The organism is Paraprevotella sp. (assembly GCF_986071375.1).
In genome coordinates this window covers 43,038-63,348 of record NZ_CFQRNQ010000022.1, presented here as the reverse complement: position 1 = coordinate 63,348, position 20,311 = coordinate 43,038, and the positions used below count along the sequence as shown (strand labels likewise).

Sequence of the window (20,311 nt, the reverse complement as noted above, 5' to 3'; positions counted from 1 at the left end):
TGAACGATAAAATCTCATCTTTCAGTTCCCTTTCATGGCAGAAAGCCGTCAAACGTTCTGCGCCAAATGATTTTTCAATCTAAGCCAACTGATTTTTCATTCTCAGCCGATTGATTTTCCGTTCTCTACTAAAGGAAATGAAACACGGCTGAAGGATGTCTGAAACATCCTTCAGCCTGTAACTTCAACGTAATGAGAGAATTAATGTACATCCTGAAGGATGAAGGATGTTTTTTGGAAAACTCCTGTGTAGGTGGAGTGTTATTAATAAGTGTCTAATGCATAAAGTTGCTCAAAATCATATAGTTGTATAAATATAGTGAATGATTTGTTTGAACAATGGAAAGACTGATATTTTCAATACCTTGTCGAACGTATCATCCAAAGTTTACCGCATAGCGTAATAGTTCGCTTCATTATGGCAGTGATATGAAATTTGAAATGTCTGCTGCTTACCATAATAAAACCTGTTTTTACTTAACTCTGTTTCGGACACTGTAAAGTGCCCTTTCAAGAAGGATTGTCTAAATATGAATGCTTGTCGAAAATATGGGTACCATTAATAAAAATAGAATTGTTAAGAATACCGTTGCTTTATACTTTCGTCAGATACTATCTATTGTCGTTTCGATTTATTCAGTAAGGGTTGTTTTATTGGAATTGGGTGAAGTGGACTATGGCATATACAATGTGGTTGGTGGTATAGTGTTTTTGTTTACATTTATATCTCACTCATTGGCAAGTTCAACCCAGAGGTATTTGTCTATCAGTATTCCAAGTGGGATTGAAAAAGTAAGGAAAACGTTTTCTGACTCGCTTTGGATGTATGTGGCATTGATTCTTGTTGTTTTCATATTGGTTGAAATAGTAGGCATTTATACGCTTAATAATGTCATGCGAATACCTGTTGAACGATTGGCAGCAGCCCATTGGGTGTTGCAATGCACTATCATGTCATTCTTGATGACGCTATTTGCTTCACCATTTTTCGCATTAGTAATAACCTATGAAAAGATGACTCTATTTGCCATAGTGGCTATTGTAGAATCGATACTAAAGTTAATAGCGGCATTGTTGATTTCTTGCTTTAATTCTGACAACTTGATAGTCTATTCTATGTTGATTCTTATAGTAACAATATGTACGCAAGGTTACTATGTGTTGTATTGCAAATGGCAATATAAGGAGGAAACTAATGTGGATTCTATAAGGATTTTTGCTCTTACAAAAGACGTTAGGAGTATGATTGTTTTTGCTTTTTGGAACTTATTCAAGACTTTGGCGGCAGCTTTGAAAGGACAAGGAGTTAACATCATACTGAATATGTTCTTCGGTCCGGTGGTAAATGCTGCACGAGGCATTGCCTATCAAATAGAAAATGCAGTAATTAATTTCACGAATAGCGTATATTTGGCAGTTCGCCCACAGATATTCCAATCGTACAAAAAGAACGAATTTAGTAGTATGTTCTCGCTCGTGTATATGTCTTCAAAAGTTGCGTTTTTTCTCCTGCTGCTTATTTCTTCAATAATCATATTCCGAACAGACTTCATTTTAGCAAAATGGCTTGGAGAGGTACCCCAATACACAGATGTGTTTGTCCGCTTGGTATTGGTGAATTGCATAATTGATGCATTTTCCACCCCAGTGCTTAATGTCATTTATGCATCAGCAAAAATAGGTAAAGTACAATTCTTTACAAGCCTGGTTCTTTTTGCAAACTTGCCGCTTTCATATCTATTGCTGTGGTTCGGCTCATCTCCTCATGTAGTGTATTACATATCAATATTATTGTCGGTTATGGCCTTTGTGATAATAATATATTTTGCCTATAAAACTGTAAAATTACCGATTGGAGAATATTCAACAAGGGTTCTTTTCCCTGTTCTGATTACTACCGTCCTGTCGCAAGTACCTCTTTATTGGGTCAACCAATATATTGGGCAAACTTGGTTAGGAGTGACTGCGTTCTGCTTAATCGCCACCATTTGGACAATATTATCAATATTTTGCTATGGTCTGTCACGCGATGAGAAATCCAAGATATTAATCGTAATAAACAATAAACTTAAAAAAAATGAAATCACCAAAAATCATTGCTGAAATTGGTTGCAACCACAAGGGTGATATGGCAATCGCAAAAGAAATGATCATGACCGCTGCCACGTATTGCAAGGCAGACGTGGTCAAGTTCCAAAAACGTTGCAACAAGGAGCTGCTTACTCCCGAGGAATATAATGCCCCGCATCCTCATCCGGAAAATTCATACGGCTCAACTTATGGTGCGCACCGTGAGTTCTTGGAGTTCGACTTGGAGCAGCACCGTCAGTTACAGGCATGGTGCAACGAGTTCGGCATAGAGTATTCCACCTCTGTGTGGGACATCACTTCCGCCAAGGAAATCTGCACGTTGCAGCCCAACCTTATCAAGGTGCCTTCGGCATGCAATCTGAACAAGGGGCTGTTGGAATATCTCTGTAATAACTTCGGCGGCGAAATTCACCTTTCGTTTGGTATGACCACCCGCGAGGAAGAGGAGCAGATAATCAGCTTCTTCGAATCCAAAGGCAGGAACAAGGACTTGGTGGTTTACGACTGCACTTCGGGTTATCCTGTCCCGTTTGAGGACATCTGCCTGTTGGAACTGACTCGCCTGCGCGAACTGTATGCAAGCAGGGTGAAGGCGATAGGCTTCTCCGGGCACCACTTGGGCATTGCTGTGGACTCTGCTGCCGTAGCCCTTGGTGCAGAATGGGTAGAACGTCATTATACGCTTGACAGAACATGGAAAGGCACTGACCATGCAGCTTCCTTGGAACCTGACGGTGTGCGTAAGTTGGTACGCGATTGCCGTGCGGTTGCCAAAGCATTGACCTACAAGCAGGAAGAAATTTTGGATATAGAGAAAGTGCAAAGAAACAAACTGAAAAAGAATCAAGTGAAATGGTAATTGCATTCATACCCGTGAGAGGGGGAAGTAAGTCTATTCCCCTCAAAAACATCAAACCGTTTTGTGGCAAGCCGCTCGTATGTTGGAGTATTGAGGCATTAGAGCAGTGCAACGAAGTGGATGAAATAATCGTGGCTACTGATTCTGACAAGATAGAAGAAGTAGTTAGTAACCAGTTGTATAACAAGACTAAGGTATACCGCCGTTCTGTAGAAAATGCTTGTGATACTGCAAGTACGGAGAGTGTGATGTTGGAGTATGCGAACTATGCCCAACTTCCAAGTGATTGTGTGTTTATATTGGTTCAAGCTACATCGCCATTGACTGGGACACAGCATTTTGCGGAGGCGTTGGCTATGTATCGTAAAGGTGAGTTTGACTCAATTCTTACTTGTGTGCGCAATTACCGTTTCTTTTGGAATGTTGACGGTACAAGCATGAACTACGACTATAACAACCGTCCTCGCAGGCAGGATTTCGATGGGATGCTGATGGAAAATGGGGCTTTCTATATCAACACGGTCGGCAACATCCTTTCGTCGGGCAACCGCCTTAGTGGGCACATCGGCATCTATGAAATGCCTGCGTACACGGCTGCTGAGATAGACGAACCGGATGATTGGGTTGTATTGGAAGGTCTTATGCGTCGGCATATTTTGTCGAAAAGTCAGAGTGGCAAAAAAAACATAAAGCTTTTCTTGTGCGACATTGACGGGACGTTGACCGACGGGGGCATGTATTACAGCGAGAACGGTGATGAATTGAAGAAATTCAACACTCGCGATGGGATGGGCTTTAGGCTGCTTCGGGAGGCTGGTATTAAGACGGGTATTATAACTTCGGAAGACACTCTCATAGCAAAACGGAGGGCTCAAAAGTTGAAAGTGGATTTCTTGCAACAAGGTAAGCGCGATGTAGGCAAGTTGGCCATCGTGGAAGAAATATGCAGTCAACTCGGAATATCCTTGGATGAAGTGGCTTATATAGGTGATGACATCAATTGTATAGATTTGCTCTACGCTGTAGGAATGAAAGCCTGTCCTGCTGATGCCTGTGAAGAAGTGATGCGCATCAAAGGGATAGAAGTGATGGACAAACGTGGAGGAGAAGGGTGCGTAAGGGAATGGATTAACATAATATTGTCGAGAAATGAATAATGGGTTTGTGTTTGCATGTAACGATTTCTTTTTTCGGGGGCTGTTGGTCACGATAAAATCGTTGTGGAAGTTTAATCCTTTGGCAAAAATAGAGGTTCTTGATACAGGGTTGTCAAATGTGCAAATAATGGAGTTAAGGAAACGTCATATTCAAGTGATAGATATCAAAGAGAAGTTGCAAACTCATTTCCACAATAAGCGTGAATGGCATTCAGACTTCTCTGTGTATGGTTCCTTGTTTATTGATGAATCTTCTTTTGATAATATTATATTTTGTGATTCTGATTTGCTCATATTGGGTGACTTGTCCGAGTACTTTAATTTGATTGAAAAATATAAGGTTGTCGCGACAAAGAGTAATTCTGTTAAAAGTTACTTCAACCCCAAATATTCTATTCCTTTGCGTAAATATATAACTGAAGAAGGGCAGAAAAATATGAACAAGCAATATGACATTAATTGGGATTATGTTACTTTCAATTCAGGCTTTTGGGGTATCCAGAAATCTTATTATAAAGAACTTAAAGAAGCATACTGGCACTTGTTGGAAGAAATGGAGGCCGAGTTCACATTCCATGACCAAACTTTCATTAATCTAGTGTTGTGTTTGGACAACAAATGTTTTTATGATGCGGGTTTCGGGTATAATGCCGTGAACATAGGTGCACTGAATTCCTATAGTAGCAGCAAGGGTCTTATCAAATACATACTATATAAGTTTACTCAGCAAGCATATAGAATAAAAGGTCTTTCTGTTTACTACAAAGGATTGGGTGTCAAAGTATTGCATTGGACAGGGGGAAACAAGCCTTTTTTGAATAATAGTGGAAAAATTCGCGGTGGGGGAGCTTTGCTCTGGCAGAAATTCATGTAACATACAATAAATAATATGCTCCGATGAAACACATTGTTAAGTATATATTGAATAGGGCAACATTCATGTTCCTGTTTGTTTTGGCTAAAACCATCAAGCTGCGACAGAAGAAAAACAACCATAAGGTTGTTTGGTTTGGTGCCTATGGGAACTCGAACAAAGGTGATGACCTCATATTTTGGGGGTTGAAAAAATACATTCCAAATGATTACGAGATTAGCTTATCATGTAGGGATGTCTCTTTTAAGGACGAATATGGAATAAGGACGTTTAAAAAAGGTGAGAACGTGTATAGCCTGTATCGCAATGTCGGTGAGATTGTCAAAAGTTCGGTGTTTGTTTTGGGTGGAGGTGGCTTGTTCGAATCTTACGACGATTCTGAAGACAGCCGACGGTTGAAGTTGGCTTACATTGCTCCTTTCCTGATTGCAAGAATTTGTGGCCTGAAAACTCTTGTATTAGGTATAGGCTGCAATAAAGCTCGTTCATCAAGTAGGCTGTTGGAGAAAGCCTTGGCTTTTGTTTACACCCACTCCGACATCATAGTAACACGTGACGCAAAATCTTTGAATGGTCTTGCTATATGCGCCAATTCGGTAAACAGCAATGCTCATTGGACATTTGATCCTGTGTTCACTTTGCCCACGAAGAATATTCCGAAAGAAAAATACGTATCTTTCCTGTTGTGGCCATACTTTCTTTGGCCTGAATTTTATACCCTAAAGGCACTACACAACCTAAACAAACAAAAAAAGGAAAAACATGCCTTGTTTTTGGCTAAAATTAAAAAGGCCATTGGGTTTGTAAGAAGCCGAGGTTACTTGCCTGTATTTCCCGAGTTTCATTTTTCAGACAAGATGCTAGTTGAGGATTTGGGCGAGGAGATATATCCTTGTGACAGAGGCGAGTATATGGAACTTATAGGTAAAAGTGCTTTAGTGGTCACAATGAGGTATCATGGTCAAATTACATCCCTGCTGAATCGAACCCCATTCATTTCTCTTGTCGTGCAGGAAAAGATGAGTGCATTGGTACAAAACATGGCTGTCGAGCAGTGTTCTTTTTCGGACATATCGGAGTTTGACGAAAGGATTTTTGAAAAAATGATGGATAATGCATTGGCGTTTGATTGGACACAAAAATTTGAACTGTTTGAAAGTTACAAAAAACAGGCTCATAGCCTTTATATGGATAATGTTTACACTTATTTGGATAATATTTAATTTTATGATTATGAACATTGCATTCGTTTCCAACTTCCAAAAGACTTATTTATTTTCATTCATAGCTGATGGCCTTATGGCAAAGGGCTATAGTATTTATTGGATATGCTTCTCGAAGACTTATTATGATTATTTATGCACCAAATACGCCCAAGAAGACATTCTTTTGCTCAACAGGGAAATGGCAAAAATGCACAATGCCCCAATTGGAGAATATAAACTTAACGAGTTGGTATACAATGATAGGGCTTTGAGCTATGAGAGAGAATGGGGATTGAGATTCTTGCAAAATATACAGGAACCTTTTCTCAACTTCATCAATAAGAAAACAGTGCGTTATGTATTCGGAGAAATGACCTATGCCCACGAAATTTTGATGAACCGTATATGTAGGGATAAACTAAATGGTATTTGCGACTATTTGCATCCGCAGTCTATACGCATACCCAATGGTCGGTTCTCATTTATGGACACCGAGTTTCAAAATTCGTTGCATCCATCTTGCATTGGTGTTAATTCCACTGATGTGGCTGACTATAGGATTCCGATTGAAATTGTACGACCTCAAAGGGTGGCTGAGGTTGATCGTGAGGTGAAGCAGCAGATGTCATGGGGCGGTAAGCTTGCAAGGATTAAACGGATGATAACTGAGGAGAACATCGATACAGACTCCCCCAGCCTCATAGTTGACCGAAAAGTACGTTATGTCAAAGCGATAAGGGAAGAAATTAACAAATACCAATATCATAAATGGAAACGTTTGAACCTAAGTGATTTGGGAGGAAGGAAATTCTTTCTCTACACATTGCATATGCAGCCCGAGGCATCAGTTGACGTTGTGGGACGTTATTACGATGACCAACTGCAAACTATAAAAAACATTTGGCGCATACTTCCAAATGGCTATTTCTTGTTGGTAAAAGAACATAGTAATGCCATTGGTAATCGAGGCTATAAATTCTATAAGCAGTGCGTGGCATTCCCGAATGTGTGTTTTGTTGACGAGTGTGCTGACTCGCACGAACTTATAGATCTCGCGCAAGCCATTTTCACAAATAGCGGAACAATCGGTTTGGAATCTGCCTTGAAAGGAAGACCTGCATTTGTGTTCTCCCGTATCTTTTACGACAAGCTAAGTGGAGTGTACAACACAACGTTGGATGACCTGAAGTTATGCGTTAATTATTTTGACCTATTGGAGAAGAAGCAAACTGAAAACAAGATGAAAATGTCGGTAGAGGAATATAGCCGTTATATCATCGCGAGTAGTTTCCCCGGTGTTGTTGACCCACCTGTAAGCTCTCCTTTGTTTACCGATGAGACAAATATTCGAACAGTAGTGAAATCATTCGATTTGTTCCTTAAAAATGCTTAGAATTGAGTTTTTCTTCTTCAAGATGTTCGTGTTGCTCTCCATTTTTCATGATGTCGTGTTTGCGACACCGGTAGGAAAATTCAGACTGTTACACTTTTGCATACCTGTTATGTATGTCATAGTCTTCAGGCATATCAAGGTCGTGGTGCGGATGAAGAAATATCGCAAGTATTTCATTGTTTTGTTTTCTGCCCTGTGCTATGGAGGGCTGACTTATTTCACCTCGAAGTTTCAAAGTGGCACTATCCGTATCTTCTTTTCCATGATACTTAATTTTGCAGTGTTCTATTTCTTTCTTTTCTTTTTGGAAATCCATAAGTCAAGGATAGGACAGATCTTGCTTTTTCTTAAAAAGTTTGTGTTGTTTCTGTGTGTGTTGACGTTGCTTCAATGGCTTGGTGCCCTAATTCACATTGTGCCCATAAGTCAGCCGGGTGAGGGCTTTTTGGCCGTGGGACGTCCGGATTTGTTTTTCAACGATCCAAACTGGCTTGCTTTTTATATCGTGTTTGCCTATATGATGGTTGATGTAATGAGCCAATGGTGTGGTCTTAACGTGTCGTCAAGATATAGGTTAGTAGTATTTATTGCCCTTTTATTTATTCAATCGCGAATACTTTTGTTGTGTTTTGTCATGCATTATGTATATTGTGTGGCTAAATATCGTAAGACTTGGAGCTTAATCCCATTTGTTTTGCTTTTACTTGTTTGTTTTACAGATACATCCATGTTGATAAATGTTTTGCCCGAAAGGTTAGTTTACGATCTTGTGGATAGTGATACTAATCCGAGATGGTTGGATGTGGTGAATATTTCGGGTGAAGTGCAATGGTACCACAGGGAGGTGTTCGGCATGGGATGGGGCAGTTTGGGGAGTATTGCCGATGATTTTCCATACAGGAACTATGATATTACAATCAATGTCTGGCCGGGGCAAATATATTTCGACTTTGGCATTGTGGGTGTTTGTGGTTTCGCCCTTGTTTTCCTGTACACTATATTTAAGGTTAAAGGTACTACATTTAAGGTGATATTCGTATTTTTTATCATTAACTGTTGTTTCCATATGCCGGGTTATTTCTTGTTCACATGGGTGTTGTTGGGTCTGTTTGTTTATACATATAAAAATAGTGTAAAGGTAACTGTGAAATGAAAATAGTTCTTTTTGATGTAATAGGACAAAAGTCGGGTATGGATTACTACGATACTGCATTTTATAGCCAATTGCGAAGTAATGGGTTTGATGCAGAAATCCATTCCAACTATTCCGTAGGTAAGGGTAAACCTTTTATTACTAATATCTACGAAGGTAACAAGGTGAAAAAGATTTTTAATTTGCTAAAGTTGTTACCTGTGTTTATTAAAGACGTATGTAGGAACAGAAAGTCGGCATATGTGTATATGGCTTTTGGCGAGTGGGTTGACATGGTGTTGATATGTTTGCTGTTGGTATTTCATCCTAAGCCGATTTTAGATGTGCATGAGTTCGTTTCGTTAGATAAAGAAGGTAATAGAAAATACACTAAAGTGTTTGAAATGCTTTATAAACATATTTACGCTTTGATTTATCATTCGGAACGTAGTGAGAGGTATTTAGACAGGATAAGCTTTGGGGGCAAGCGTCTTTACGTTCCGCATTTTAAATACGAGTTTCCAAAAAGTTACAATACGCTTGAGTTGAATGAGAGCGTTATAAACTCAATTTCGTCCCATCATATCAACATTTTATTTTTTGGACATATGAGAAAAAGTAAGGGCATTAACTTTGTGTTTGATTCTATAAAGAAGACGGAAGCTGATGTCCTGAAACGGTTGCATTTCATTTTTGCAGGTAATGATGCACATTTGATTGTCAAGAAAAGGATAGGCGAAATAAAAGAGCTTGTATCGTGTTCTACAATATTGCGTTTCATTGAGGATGAAGAGCTAAACTATCTTTTTGACAATACAGATATCGTGTTGTTGCCATACGAAGAAGTGTCGCAAAGTGGAATTTTGGAAGCTGCGGTGTATTTTAGAAAGAAGATGATATTGACAGACATTCCATATTTTAAGTCGTTTTCGCAGCAATACCCTTCATTTTCGTATATAGTGGAAAAAGGTAACATCACAGCTTTGTCAACTGTTTATAAAGAGATATGCTATAATGGAATAAAGGCATACATGCAGCAAGACATCGAACAGTTTTATGAAACCAATAGCTTTAAAGTTTTTTTTCAACAGTTGAGGCACATTTTATAACGTTTTGATGGTTGCTATGACAAACTGAAACAACCTCAATCATAACCATTTAATTAGGGGTTATGTTCATCGATTTTTAATCCATAAACATATTATATGAAAATAGCATTTATCAGCACCCGTGGCATACCGAATAACTACGGGGGCTTCGAGCAGTTTGCAGAATATATCTCCGTGGGATTGGTCCGGCGGGGGCATGAGGTCGTGGTGTACTCTCCGCATTTCCATCCTTACCGAGAGCCTGATTATAAGGGGGTACGCATAAAGCATATTTATAGCCCGGAGAAATGGATAGGGAGTTCCGTGGGGAGTTTCTTTTACGATTTCCTGTCTTTGCGCGATGCCTTGAAGAAGGAGAAGTTCGACATTATTTACGAAGCGGGCTATACGAGCATCGTTCCGGCTTATATCTGGTTCAATGTGAAGCGTATCAAGTATCCGCTTTTTACGACGAACATGGACGGGTTGGAATACAAGCGTACGAAGTTTAACAGATGGGTGCAGAAGTTCGTATTCTGGGAAGAACGTATGGCAGTGAAGCATAGCCATTTCCTGATTGCGGACAATATGGGTATACATGATTATTATAAGGAGAAATATGGAAAAGAAAGCAAGTTCTTGGCATACGGGGCTGACATTCATGAGGATTACGATGAGGACATATTAAAGGAGTTCGGTTTGGAAGCGGATGGTTATTTCATCGTGGTGGCCCGTTTGGAACCGGAAAACAACCTTTTCATGGCCATAGAGGGATATTTGGCTTCAGGCCAGTATGGCAAACGCCCGTTGGTGATTGTAGGCAAGACGAATACGCCTTATGGAAAACATCTGGTGGAACGCTACGGCGATGACCGGAATATCCGCTTTGTGGGTGGTATATATGATTTTCGTAAATTAAACTCCATCCGTCATTATTCCTATGCTTATTTCCATGGGCATAGTGTGGGCGGAACGAACCCTTCTTTGTTGGAAGCCATGGCTTCCGGCTGCTTTATCCTGGCTCATGACAATATCTTCAACCGTGCGGTCTTGGGTGAAAACGCCTTATACTATGGTTCCACGGATGCTGCCATGGAGATGTTGGACGGAATAGACCAGGCGGTGTCTGCCTATAAAAAGGAATATACGGGACGTAACTTGGAAGTGATACGGCGTGATTATTCATGGGAGAAGTTGGTGGACGAGCATGAGGAATACTTCAAATGGATGTTGGCACAACCGAGGCATGGCTGACGTGCTGTTTATACCTGTGGGCACGGCATAGATAAGCAAATCCCCGTGAAGACCGGATAAAGGTCTTCACGGGGATTTGCTTTTGAGGTAAGGGAAATTTATAATGGTTTCACGCCTTCTGCCGTGGGAGGAATAGGCTTGATGCTGCCGTCGGTATTGTATTCCATGGGTTCGGCCACGATGGAGCGGCTGTAACTGGTGCCGGTGGGCAGGCCGCCATTGTGGCTGATGAAAATCCATTGTCCTTTGAAGTTCACGATGGCCGGATGGGTCGTGTTGCTGTTCCCGGCTATTTCAGAGATTATCCCTTTCGTTTCATACGGGCCTTCAATGTGGTCGGCTACGGCGTAGGCTATTTTTTCCGGCCATTCGCTGGCGTATGTGAGGTAATATTTGCCATTGTATTTGTGAATCCACGGAGCCTCAGTGAAAGGATGGCTTTCGTCGATATGGATGCGTTTCACCTCTCCCTCTGTTTCTATCATGTTGTCTTTCAGTTTTACGATATAGCATTCGCGGTTACCCCATGTCAGGTAGGCTTGGCCGTCATCGTCTATGAATACGGCAGGGTCGATACAAGCCCAACTGTGGCGGGAATCGAAACAGTCTTTGTTGGTGAGCAGCGGCTTGCCTAAGGCATCTTTGTAAGGGCCGGTGATTTTGTCGGATACGGCCACGCCGATACCGCACCAGTTGGTGCTGACATACCAATAGTATTTGCCGTTGCGTTCAACTGCGTGCCCGGCGTATGCCTGTTTGCTTTCTGCCCATTTGAATTCATCGATTTTCAGAGGGGAGGGGTGTTGCGTCCAATGCTTCATGTCGGTGGTGGAGAACAGCTGCCAGTCTTTCATCACGTAGCCGTTTTGGTTGCCGTTCAGGTCGTGTCCGGTGAAGAGCCATAGCGTGTCGCCCTTGACGAGCGCGGCAGGGTCGGCTGTGTGCATGTGGCGGATGATGGGGTTGCCGTGGCTTTCAAACTGGTAGGTCACCACGTAGCCCCATTTCTCTTGTAGGCGTTGCAGTTCGTCGCGGGTCAGCGAAATGACGGAACCATGGCGCGGGAAGAAGTCTTTGGTGAACGCTTTGGGTTCGGAGAAATGGTAAAGGTCGGTACTGGTCTGGTACTCATACCGTCCGCTAGTGTACATGTCGTACATCAACACGTATTCGTCTTTCCCGTTCAGCTTGAAGATGCTCGACCCCTCCACGGGTGTCTTTCCTGCGTAAGCGTCTACATACCTGAAGTCTTCCTTCCATTTGCCTTTCAGGCTTTTCGAAGTGGCTTGTTGGATGCCGTTTTTCACTTCCTTGCCATTTTCGTCCTTGGTGTTGCCTTTATAGAAAAGGTGGTAAGTGCCATCCCGTTCTATGATGTCGTTGTCTATGCTGCCGTATTTGGCCGAAAAGAGCTGTTTGGGTTCGTTTTCAAAGCCTGTGAAGTCCTTGTTGGCGTATGCATAATAGGTGATGAGGCTTTTGCGGTCGTTGCGTTGCAAGGTAAAATAAATCATATATTTTTTGGCCTTGCGGTCGTAAATGGTCTGAGGGGCCCATACCCAATAAGCATCACCGAAATGTTTCGGATAATCCTTGGATAGATTGATCTTGGCATGTTTCCAATGAAGCAGGTCGTCCGAACTCAGGAGTACGATGCCCGGGTTTTCGTTCCAACCGTTTTTGGCGGTATTCATGTCCGTGGCCACGATGTAGAAGCGTCCGTCTTCGCCGCGCAGGATGTGCGGGTCGCGGATACCCCCGCTTTCGCTGATGGTGTCGGAAGCGATGACCGGGCGGTTTCCGTTGAGTGCACGCCAGTTCACTCCGTCATCACTGAGGGCGAAACGCAAATGTTCCTGTTGTTTGGCATCTCCTCTGCCTTCGAAATAAGCGAAAAGATAGCCTTCATAATTAGTTGGTGTTTCGGTTCGATTCGGTGCCGCCTTTCCGTGGCTCATGGTCGTAGCTAATAAGAGAGCGGCAATGATGGTTTGTTTTTTCATGTGACTGTTGTTCTTTTAACTGTAATGTTTTTCTGTCATTTTCGGCGGCAAAACTATGAATAAAATGTTGTACGGGCAAGAAAACGGGCGAAAAAGGTGTTAAATGTACACGTGTTTACCCTTTTCGATATAATTTGGCGGAACAATGTTTTCATTTGGGGCTTTTCTGTCCTAATCGTAAGCGAAATGGTCCACGATGAAGTTCGGCATCCAGACGCAAAGCCCCAATCCGATGAGCAAGGCTGCGAAGGCTACTAACGTAGTCTTGTCTTTCCACGACGGGAGAAGCGTGGCACGGTGCATGCGGAGGTAAGTCAACAGGTAGCCCAACAGGACGAGGAAAGCGGGGACACCGAATGTCCAACCGTATACCCATTGTTGTGCGGTATTATGGTAAACGAAATCCGGTCCGATAAAATAAAATACGGTGCAGAAATAGGTGAAATAATATATCAAGGACGTGAGCAGCACGAGGCTCAGCGTTTTTTGGAAAGGTTTCTTCTGCCAATAGGTACCGCCCAGAATGAACAAGGCTTGCAGGCCGTAGGCTTGGAGGATGGCTAAGGGCAGGTACACCTCACATTCGCTACTTGACCATGGGACAGGGAACGACAACGAGACTTCGGGATAGAGGAAATGGATGAAACCGATACGGGTGAAGTCTGCCAATACGGTGGCTAAACAAAAGACGGGGAAAGGTATGATTGCGATTCTGCCCCACCGTATGATAAACTTCTCTGCATTTGAAACCGGGAGTGTCAGGTCGGTGATGTAATCTTTCCGGTATTTTGATGTTTTGAAAAAGGTGCTGCCAACGTAGGCCATGAAGAAATAAAAACAGAAAATGGTCGTTAAGGTAATGAATGACCAACAGTCGTCTTTTCCCGACAACGCATTTTCCATGATTTGTTGGTAACTGTTGTTGTCGGTTTCCATGCCTTGCCGCACTTGTTCCAATGCCACGACCACAGAATGCGTTTTGGAAAAGTCCATCCAACTGAATAGCAGGGTCATGATGCCGTAAGGAATGATGAAATAATAGTATAACTGCATGTTGTTCTCACTCCAGTCCTTGCGGAAATATCGGAGGAGGCGTTGGGCGTTCAATGTATTCTTGTTCATGATGAGTGTTTTAAAGGTTGTACATAGGATCTGAGGTGTCTGATAAATATTGCCGGTAAAGGGTTTCGAGTTCTTCTGCCGTGATGCCGATGGAACGGGCTTGCCGGAAGAAATCGTAGAGTTCTTCATTCATGAAACTTTCCCTGCGAAACGAACGGATGCGTTCCGATGCGCTCGGTTCTACGAAATAACCTATGCCGCGTTGCATGCGGATGACAGAGCGGGATTGCAGGAAGTCGTAAGAGCGCATGGCCGTATTGGCGTTCACCTCCACCGTGGCGGCGTAATCGCGCACGGAAGGGATACGGTCGTTTTCAGCGTACCGTCCTTGCAGTATTTCATCGCAGATGCGGTCGGCGATTTGCAAGTAAATGGGTTTGCTTTCCTTGAAATTCATACGCTTTCCTTGAAATTCATACGCTTTTCGGATTGAGTGCATATTGGTACTTGAGGTCGTTCTTTTTCATTCTGCGGTAGGCCGACAGCCAAAAGAGGGAGGTTACGACAAGCCAAAAGGTATGCCATACCACTTCGGCAGTCGCAGCTCCGGGCTGTTGGGGGTAAGTGTCAGGGTCGCCTCCGGCAATGAGCGAGACTCCAATCATCAAAAGGAGGGGCAACAACAGGATTGGGCATTTGCCGAGTGCGCGGCGCAGGGGTGTCCGTCCTGTTTCGCTCCGGGCAGAAATGGCTTGGCCCAAAAGGCCGGTCGTGAGGAGCATCCTGAGTACAAAGCCGGAGGAGGCTGTATGAAGTCCGGAAGTAAAGAGTAGGGGGCGGGCGAAACTGTAATCCGGGAAGACCATGTTGCAGATGATGACACGGGTGATGTCTGCCGCCAAAATAATAAGAACGCCTGCTAAAATCGAAAGAGGAACGGTATAGAGCCACCATCGGGCGAACTTCTCGAACGTGGAGGCAGGGAGTAACAAGTACCTGATGTGCTGTCCCTTGTTGTATATGGGCGCATTCCATAGCCACGGAGTGAATATAAGGAATAGGAAAAAGAATGCCGTAACGGTGACGAACGCAGCATTTTGGTTAGTGGCTGTGTCAGTGAGGTGGGCGAACTTTTCTTCTAACATGTCCGTTGGGAGGGTCTGTAGCAAGGTGGCGTTTTCCGAATATACTTTGAGGCAAGACACCGTGAGAATGACAGAGAGTAACAAGTAGCCTGCGGTGAGGATGACGAGGCTGCGTGTACATAGGATAGCCCAGTCTGCGTGAAGCAAGGCTGCGAAGCGTTTCCGGTTGAAAAACTGTGATTCCATATCCTTTTATTTTTCAGCATTAAACAAGGGGCAGATGGTTTCCGGGTGTGCCAGGGTACCGTTGAAAAGGAGTTCCAAGTTGATTTCCGAATCCTTGTCTTCCGGATTCGGGAGCATGATGCTGTGCCCGTTGTAAGAAGGGAGGGCGTAATAAGCCTCGGAGGTTTCCGATTCATTGTCGGTCTGCGTGAAATATAATTTATGGCAGATTTCAGTTACCGACGCATCGAGCAGTACGCGGGCGTTATCTAAGATGACCACGTGGTCGAGAAGTTGTTCCACATCTTGCACCTGATGGGTGGAAATCACGATACCACGCGATTCGTTCATTTCGCGGATGAGGAGTTTGCGGAATTGGCTTTTGCCGGGGATGTCCAGTCCGTTGGTCGGTTCGTACATGATGAGCCACGAGGTACGGGTGGCCAAGGCAAAGCAGATGAGTGCCTTTTTCTTTTGTCCCATCGAAAGTTCGCCGAGCTTGATGTCTTCCGGTAGTTCGAACATTTCCAGATTGCGGAGCAGGTTGTCATGGTCGAAATGCGGATAGAAAGGAGCGTTGAGGCGGACGTACTTTTTCAGGTTGTAGTCCGGAAGGTCGAATTCTTCGGGGATGAGAAAGAAGTCGCTCAATGTGTCCGGACGGCGCAAGCGTACATCTGTGCCGTTCAGGCAGGCATGTCCTTCTGTCGGTGTAAGGAGTCCGGTCATCAGGTAGAGCAAGGTGGACTTTCCGACCCCGTTTTTCCCTAAAAGCCCATAAATCTTGCCTTCCTCGAGATGGAGGGAGCAGTCGTTTAACACGCGGTTTTTCCGTTTGGAATATCCGAATGAAAGGTGTTCAATGGTCATCATAAGGCAATGTTTTATAAATTAATTAGTGTATTAGTATAATAGTACACTGCAAATATAGGACAACATTGCGGAACGTACAAATAAAAGGCGGAATATTTTTAGGTTTTTCTTTGCCAATGCGAAAATAGGATGCGGCTCGGCAGTCTTTCGTTCAAAAGCAAGCTTTTGGCTTGGAACTGCGCTCGTCTTTCACTATCTTTGCAAATTCAAGACGCAAAGGAATGGAACAAGAAAAAATAACAATCAGCGATGCGCGGTTGCGCGAGGCGGCTGCACAAGGAATGGATGAGTTTTTGCAGGTCTTCATAGACCGTTATCGGGAGGTTATCGGTGGAGAGTTGAGTGCCGGGAACATGGGGATGCTCAATGGGGAACAAATTTCATTGTTGGCCTATGCCCTGTTTCGTGAGGAGGTGATGGACGGAGGATTTATCCAATTGATACACAACGGCTACGGGCCGTTTATTTTCGACAATCCTTTTGCGAAAGCCATGCGGCTGATGGGGGCGCATGATTTCTCCAAACTGGTATATAAAGGAAAGAGGCTGTATGACAAATACAAGGAAGAACTGACGAAGGACTGTTCGGACGAAGACTTTATGGCTTTGTTCGAGGCGTATCCGCAGTTTGACGACTTGGATGACGGGTTTGTGGAAATGGAAGAAGAAGTCACGGCTGCATTGGCTTGTTATGTGGATGAGCATCTCGAGCTGTTTGCCGAGGTAGTGAAAGAGTAAGGAGGGAAAAAGATGGCAGAAAAGAAAAATAAGACCAAATCAATAAACATCAAGAATAAACGGGCTTCGTTTGATTTCTTGCTGTTGGACAAATATACGGCCGGCATCGTGCTGACCGGTACGGAAATCAAATCCATACGGGCGGGCAAGGCCAGTCTGGTGGATACTTTTTGTTTCATCCATAACGGAGAGGTGTGGGTGAAAAACATGTACGTGGCCGAGTATTCGTACGGTTCTTACAATAACCATGCGGCACGGCGTGACCGGAAGCTTTTGCTCAACCGCAAGGAAATCCGGAAATTGCAGCAGGAAATGAAAAGTCCCGGCTTCACGTTGGTGCCGACCTTGTTGTTTATCGACGAGAACGGACGTGCCAAAGTGGATGTGTATTTGTGCCGGGGTAAGAAAGAATACGACAAGCGGCAGACGTTGAAGGAAAAGGAAGACCGGCGCGAGATAGACCGGCAGGTAAAAAGGTATTAGAGTTTGAAATCATGAGGTTGGAAGAGATTGTTAAGGAGAGGATATTGATATTGGATGGTGCCATGGGCACCATGATTCAGCGGTACGGCCTGACGGAGGCTGATTTCCGGGGGGGGCGTTTCAGGGATGTTCCGGGACTGATGGCCGGTAACAACGATCTGTTGTCGCTGACCCGTCCTGATGTGATTCGGGATATCCATCGTAAATATCTCACGGTCGGGGCGGACATTATCGAGACGAATACGTTCAGTTCGCAACGAGTATCGATGGCGGATTACCACGTGGAGGACTATTGTCGTGAAATCAATCTGGCGGCTTGCCGGATAGCCCGCGAGCTTGCGGATGAGTTCACGGCCCGCAATCCTGAAAAACCGCGTTTCGTGGCCGGTTCGGTGGGGCCGACCAACAAAACCTGTTCGATGAGTCCCGATGTGAACAATCCGGCATACCGCGCCCTAGCTTTCGACGAATTGGTGGCTGCCTATCGGGAACAGATGGAAGCCTTGCTCGAAGGCGGTGTGGATGCCTTGCTCATCGAAACTATTTTCGACACGCTGAATGCCAAGGCCGCTATTTATGCGGCAGAAGCATCCATGCAAACCACCGGACGCAAAGTGCCGCTCATGTTGTCGGTTACGGTGTCGGATAAGAGCGGACGTACGCTTTCCGGCCAGACGATGGAGGCTTTCCTCGCTTCCGTGGCTCATGCCGATATTTTTTCCTTGGGGCTGAACTGTTCTTTCGGGGCACACGACCTGATTCCTTTCCTGCAAGTCTTGGCCCATCGTTCACCTTATTATATATCCGTTTATCCGAACGCGGGACTGCCCAACAGCATGGGAGAGTACGACCAGACCCCAACCCAGATGGCAGAGGAAATGAAATTCTTTGTGGACAAAGGTTGGGTGAATATCATCGGGGGGTGTTGCGGTACGACGGACGAGTATATCGCCCGTTTTCCGGCTTTGGCGGCGCAAGGGCGTCCGCATGTGCCGGCCGGAAGAGCCGAAACCTTGTGCCTGAGTGGTTTGGAGCAGTTTGAACTGACGCCTGAAGTGCGGTTCGTCAATGTGGGCGAACGTTGCAATGTGGCTGGTTCGCGCAAATTCCTGCGGTTGGTCAAAGAGAAAAACTACGAAGAGGCTTTGGAAATCGCCCGCAAGCAAGTGGAGGATGGTGCGTTGGTCGTCGACATCAACATGGACGACGGGCTTCTCGATGCCCGGCAGGAGATGGTGACGTTCCTGAACCTGTTGGCCTCCGAGCCGGAGATTTCCCGCGTGCCCGTCATGATAGATTCTTCCAAATGGGACGTGATTACAGCCGGACTGAAATGCGTGCAGGGCAAGAGCATCGTCAATTCCATCTCGTTGAAAGAAGGAGAGGAAGTTTTCTTGGCCCATGCCCGGGAGGTGAAACGCCTTGGGGCGGCCGTCATCGTGATGGCTTTTGATGAAAAGGGGCAGGCCGATACTTATGAACGCAAGATCGAAGTCTGCGCACGGGCTTACCGTTTGTTGGTGGACGAGGTCGGTTTCAATCCCCATGACATCATATTCGACCCGAACGTGTTGGCCATAGCCACGGGAATGGAGGAACATGACAACTATGCCGTGGACTTTATCCGTGCTACGGGATGGATTCGCCGTAACCTTCCCGGAGCACATGTAAGTGGCGGGGTGAGCAACCTTTCTTTCTCTTTCCGGGGCAACAACTATATCCGCGAGGCGATGCACGCTGTGTTCCTCTACCATGCCTGCCGTGAGGGGATGGACATGGGCATCGTCAATCCCGCCACGTCGGTGATGTATGGCGATATTCCGTCCGACATTCTGACGGTCATAGAAGACGTGGTGCTCAACCGTCGGCCTGACGCGGCGGAGCGGTTGATAGAGTTGGCCGATAAGCTGAAAGCTGAGGCAGAAGCGGCGAAGGCCGGGCTGTCTGGAGCGGGAGGCGGCGGGGTGCCTGTGACAGATGCCTGGCGTGGCGGCAGTGTGGAGGAACGTTTGCAGCATGCTTTGGTGAAAGGTATAGATTCCTATTTGCAGGAAGATTTGGAGGAGGCGGCACAGTCTTATCCGCACGCCGTAGACATCATCGAAGGGCCGCTCATGAAGGGGATGAATACCGTGGGCGAGCTGTTCGGGGCCGGTAAGATGTTCTTGCCGCAGGTCGTGAAGACAGCCCGTACGATGAAGAAAGCCGTGGGCATCCTGCAACCCCGTATCGAGGCCGAGAAAAAAGAGGGGGCAGCACGTGCGGGATTGGTCTTGGTGGCTACGGTGAAGGGAGATGTGCATGACATCGGGAAGAATATCGTATCGGTGGTCATGGCCTGCAACAACTATGAGATAGTGGATTTGGGGGTCATGACACCGGCAGAAGAGATTGTGGCGAAAGCCAAGGAACTGCACCCCGACATCATCGGCCTGAGCGGACTGATTACGCCGAGCCTGGAAGAAATGGTGCATGTGGTGGGCGAATTGAAGCGGGCCGGGCTGTCCATTCCGGTCATGATCGGCGGGGCCACGACGAGTCGTTTGCATACGGCATTGAAGATAGCTCCTGTGTACGACGGGCCAGTCATTTGGATGAAGGATGCCTCGCAGAACGCGCTGACGGCTGCCCGTTTCCTGAATCCCGACACGGAGGGAGAGGCTTTCCGCGAGTTGCGCGAAGAGCAGGAACGTTTGCGTGAAAGTGCCGGAACGCGGCGTGTAGAGACCATCTCGATAGAGGAAGCCCGGCAAAAGAAACTGAATCTGTTTTAATACTGTTTTTCGTAAG

Annotated in this window: 17 protein-coding genes; 12 read left to right on the top strand and 5 right to left on the bottom strand. The window is 45.0% G+C overall.

Annotated features, from left to right (window positions below):
- Positions 1 to 549: 549 nt before the first annotated feature.
- The 9 genes from AC5RDV_RS11405 (at position 550) to AC5RDV_RS11365 (ending at position 11,053) form a co-directional block, all read left to right on the top strand.
- Positions 550 to 2,103 (top strand): MATE family efflux transporter, encoded by a 1,554-nt coding sequence (locus AC5RDV_RS11405; RefSeq protein WP_282747024.1) that lies wholly within the window; start codon positions 550 to 552, stop codon positions 2,101 to 2,103.
- Positions 2,078 to 2,950 (top strand): N-acetylneuraminate synthase family protein, encoded by an 873-nt coding sequence (locus AC5RDV_RS11400; RefSeq protein WP_130892594.1) that lies wholly within the window; start codon positions 2,078 to 2,080, stop codon positions 2,948 to 2,950. Before AC5RDV_RS11405 ends, AC5RDV_RS11400 begins: the two co-directional genes overlap by 26 nt.
- Positions 2,944 to 4,107, top strand: coding sequence for an N-acylneuraminate cytidylyltransferase (locus tag AC5RDV_RS11395; protein WP_282747026.1), 1,164 nt, complete (start codon positions 2,944 to 2,946; stop codon positions 4,105 to 4,107). Before AC5RDV_RS11400 ends, AC5RDV_RS11395 begins: the two co-directional genes overlap by 7 nt.
- The gene (locus AC5RDV_RS11390; protein ID WP_282747027.1) at positions 4,100 to 4,981 is read left to right on the top strand and encodes a glycosyltransferase; all 882 of its coding nucleotides are present in this window, start codon (positions 4,100 to 4,102) and stop codon (positions 4,979 to 4,981) included. The genes AC5RDV_RS11395 and AC5RDV_RS11390 overlap by 8 nt, the downstream gene beginning before the upstream one ends.
- 23 nt (positions 4,982 to 5,004) lie before the next feature.
- Positions 5,005 to 6,204, top strand: a complete 1,200-nt coding sequence (locus AC5RDV_RS11385) for a polysaccharide pyruvyl transferase family protein (protein WP_282747029.1) — start codon at positions 5,005 to 5,007, stop codon at positions 6,202 to 6,204.
- 4 nt (positions 6,205 to 6,208) lie between these two features.
- On the top strand, positions 6,209 to 7,579 hold the full coding sequence (locus tag AC5RDV_RS11380) for a capsular polysaccharide export protein, LipB/KpsS family (RefSeq protein WP_282747031.1): 1,371 nt from the start codon (positions 6,209 to 6,211) through the stop codon (positions 7,577 to 7,579).
- Complete coding sequence (locus tag AC5RDV_RS11375) at positions 7,572 to 8,732, top strand: hypothetical protein (protein WP_282747033.1); 1,161 nt, start codon at positions 7,572 to 7,574, stop codon at positions 8,730 to 8,732. The genes AC5RDV_RS11380 and AC5RDV_RS11375 overlap by 8 nt, the downstream gene beginning before the upstream one ends.
- Positions 8,729 to 9,820, top strand: a complete 1,092-nt coding sequence (locus AC5RDV_RS11370) for a glycosyltransferase family protein (RefSeq protein WP_282747034.1) — start codon at positions 8,729 to 8,731, stop codon at positions 9,818 to 9,820. The genes AC5RDV_RS11375 and AC5RDV_RS11370 overlap by 4 nt, the downstream gene beginning before the upstream one ends.
- A 96-nt stretch (positions 9,821 to 9,916) precedes the next feature.
- Positions 9,917 to 11,053 carry a DUF1972 domain-containing protein gene (locus AC5RDV_RS11365; protein ID WP_130892600.1) on the top strand — a complete coding sequence of 379 codons (1,137 nt, stop codon included), beginning with the start codon at positions 9,917 to 9,919 and terminating at the stop codon, positions 11,051 to 11,053.
- Between the two features lie 98 nt (positions 11,054 to 11,151).
- Here AC5RDV_RS11365 and AC5RDV_RS11360 read toward each other — a convergent pair whose 3' ends face one another.
- From AC5RDV_RS11360 to AC5RDV_RS11340, 5 genes are all read right to left on the bottom strand, one after another.
- Complete coding sequence (locus AC5RDV_RS11360) at positions 11,152 to 13,056, bottom strand: family 43 glycosylhydrolase (RefSeq protein ID WP_282747036.1); 1,905 nt, start codon at positions 13,054 to 13,056, stop codon at positions 11,152 to 11,154.
- A 171-nt stretch (positions 13,057 to 13,227) separates the two neighbouring features.
- Entirely contained in the window at positions 13,228 to 14,178 is a 951-nt protein-coding gene (locus tag AC5RDV_RS11355; RefSeq protein ID WP_282747038.1) for a hypothetical protein, read from the bottom strand.
- Positions 14,179 to 14,188: 10 nt separating this feature from the next.
- A complete protein-coding gene (locus tag AC5RDV_RS11350) occupies positions 14,189 to 14,575 on the bottom strand; it encodes a GntR family transcriptional regulator (RefSeq protein WP_008630257.1) in 387 nt (128 codons plus the stop codon).
- A 16-nt stretch (positions 14,576 to 14,591) separates the two neighbouring features.
- Positions 14,592 to 15,449: a hypothetical protein gene (locus AC5RDV_RS11345; RefSeq protein ID WP_282747039.1), complete on the bottom strand. Its 858-nt coding sequence runs from the start codon at positions 15,447 to 15,449 to the stop codon at positions 14,592 to 14,594.
- Positions 15,450 to 15,455: 6 nt separating this feature from the next.
- Positions 15,456 to 16,301: an ABC transporter ATP-binding protein gene (locus AC5RDV_RS11340; protein ID WP_282747040.1), complete on the bottom strand. Its 846-nt coding sequence runs from the start codon at positions 16,299 to 16,301 to the stop codon at positions 15,456 to 15,458.
- Positions 16,302 to 16,522: 221 nt separating this feature from the next.
- Between AC5RDV_RS11340 and AC5RDV_RS11335 the strand changes: the two genes are divergently transcribed.
- From AC5RDV_RS11335 to metH, 3 genes are read left to right on the top strand one after another with little or no spacing between them, the layout of a single operon-like run.
- Entirely contained in the window at positions 16,523 to 17,038 is a 516-nt protein-coding gene (locus tag AC5RDV_RS11335; protein WP_282747041.1) for a DMP19 family protein, read from the top strand.
- A gap of 12 nt (positions 17,039 to 17,050) precedes the next feature.
- On the top strand, positions 17,051 to 17,521 hold the full coding sequence (smpB, locus tag AC5RDV_RS11330) for an SsrA-binding protein SmpB (RefSeq protein ID WP_008630252.1): 471 nt from the start codon (positions 17,051 to 17,053) through the stop codon (positions 17,519 to 17,521).
- A gap of 11 nt (positions 17,522 to 17,532) precedes the next feature.
- Entirely contained in the window at positions 17,533 to 20,295 is a 2,763-nt protein-coding gene (gene metH, locus AC5RDV_RS11325; protein WP_428387634.1) for a methionine synthase, read from the top strand.
- Positions 20,296 to 20,311 lie beyond the last annotated feature (16 nt).